The organism is Paraburkholderia sp. BR14320, from assembly GCF_040948665.1.
GTDB classification, from domain to species: Bacteria; Pseudomonadota; Gammaproteobacteria; order Burkholderiales; family Burkholderiaceae; genus Paraburkholderia; species Paraburkholderia youngii.
Map to the genome: position 1 here is coordinate 1 of NZ_JBFPKG010000186.1, position 1,268 is coordinate 1,268.

Here is a 1,268-nt window from a genome sequence, read left to right on the forward strand (position 1 = left end):
TCTTCGGCCCCATCGGCAACATTCCACCTGCCGAGGCAGAAGCCGCTTACTATGCAAATCTCGCTGAGTCTGTCACTGTGGCATGACGCAAGCAAAACGGTCTCCGGAAAACCCGGGGCGGCTCAGTTCAGGCGGCTCCACTATGCGCGCAGCCACGAGAACTCTCCCGCGACGATCCCTTCGAACATCTCTTCCGTCGATTCGATGATGCTCTTGCGCCAATAGCGGCCATGCTCGGCATAGTGCGAGAGCAGATCGGCGAGTGCGGCGCCGTCGACGTCGTCGCTCATGGGCACGCGCAGCACGAGCACGATACTTCCAGTGTCCGTATCGAGTCCGAGTTGTGCTTGGTCCTGGGCGTAGATCAGGAGGTTGGCCTCAAGCATCAGCCGGAATACGACGAGCGTGCGGCCGGACGTCACCGTGCCGTAATGAAAATTCACGTACAGTGCGTCCAGATCGTTCTCGAAGTGTTCGAGCCGGACGTCAAAGCCTTCGACCTCGATCGAGCGAGTGCGCAGCACATAGTCGGCATCCGCGAGGCCGACCGTCGCGCACAGGTCACGCACCAATGCTGAGTAGCGCTCCGAACTATCGTTGACGTGCAACTAGTGTCCCGGGTTAGAAATTCGTACAAGTGGTTGCGGGTTTCAGCGCAGGTGATATTCGTTTCCAGTTGAAGGAGCCGATGATGCAGAAAGTGGTGGACGCGGCAAGACCGCCGGTGCGAAACGGAGATTTGGTATGCGAGGTGATCCGCATGGCAGAAGCAAACGCGATCACGGCGCGAAGCGCCAACGATGTACCGCAAGATCTGGTTGTGTCGCGTTAAGGACGATGCGACGATCAGGCGCCTGAGATGAAGAGGATTGGTTACATCACGAGAGAATAGAATTGTTCGGCTGCAGTCGAGGCGACGCCATCGTCACACATCTGCCCCTTGCGGATCATGTGTGCGATCTCTATGCCAGACAGGGTGATGCGCGCACAGCGGAAATCCTTGAACCCCATCATTGGTTTGATGATGCGGTTGATGGCACGGTGATCCTGCTCGACGAAGTTGTTTAGGTATTTGTTTTGCCGGACCTTGATCGGCGTTAAGCGCTCGGCATTGAGCGCTTCAAGCGCAGCCAGATTGGCGCCGCTCCTGTCCACGGTGATTGTCTCGGGCTCGCCGTTCTGTTCAATCGCCTTCTCGAAGTAGCGGCGCGCCGCGGCCTTGTCCCGATGGGCGCGCAGCAGGAAATCCACCGTGTTGCCCGCCTTGT

3 protein-coding genes are annotated in these 1,268 nt (G+C 58.3%); 1 reads left to right on the plus strand and 2 read right to left on the minus strand.

All coding sequences use genetic code 11. The features are described from left to right. Positions 1-140 precede the first annotated feature (140 nt). A complete protein-coding gene (locus AB3X89_RS39715) occupies positions 141-608 on the minus strand; it encodes a CesT family type III secretion system chaperone (protein ID WP_368587994.1) in 468 nt (155 codons plus the stop codon). Between the two features lie 80 nt (positions 609-688). Between AB3X89_RS39715 and AB3X89_RS39720 the strand changes: the two genes are divergently transcribed. After that, the gene (locus AB3X89_RS39720) at positions 689-832 is read left to right on the plus strand and encodes a hypothetical protein (protein WP_368587995.1); all 144 of its coding nucleotides are present in this window, start codon (positions 689-691) and stop codon (positions 830-832) included. 41 nt (positions 833-873) lie between these two features. On the opposite strand, the gene AB3X89_RS39725 is transcribed toward AB3X89_RS39720, so the two are convergent. Next, on the minus strand, positions 874-1,268 hold a 395-nt coding region (locus AB3X89_RS39725; protein ID WP_368587996.1), incomplete at its 5' end, for a transposase.

Excerpts from the sequence above, each read along its gene's own strand:
- AB3X89_RS39720 (WP_368587995.1), top strand. The coding sequence starts at position 689 with ATGATGCAGAAAGTGGTGGACGCGGCAAGACCGCCGGTGCGAAACGGA.